1 pseudogene is annotated in these 259 nt (G+C 66.4%); it reads left to right on the forward strand.

The window, feature by feature from the left end:
• Nucleotides 1-259, forward strand: a pseudogene (locus FJ658_RS16515) (D-alanyl-D-alanine carboxypeptidase); the annotation flags it as partial.

Raw genomic sequence — 259 nt, forward strand, 5'->3', positions numbered from 1 at the left:
GGGCACGGCGTCCGACCTCGTGGCACTCGGCAAGCTCGCGCTCGAGAACCCCGTGCTGGCCGAGATCGTCGACACGAAGACGATCGACATCCACGACATCGGCACCGTCGTCAACACGAACGGCATGATCGGCCACGACGGGATCGACGGCATCAAGACCGGCACCCTCGACTCCTTCGGTGCGAACCTGCTGTTCTCCTCCGACATCGAGGTGGGCTCCGAGTCGATCGAGCTCGTCGGGGTCGTGCTCGGCGGCCCC

The sequence above is a fragment of the Schumannella sp. 10F1B-5-1 genome (assembly GCF_006517535.1).
GTDB lineage: Bacteria > Actinomycetota > Actinomycetes > Actinomycetales > Microbacteriaceae > Schumannella.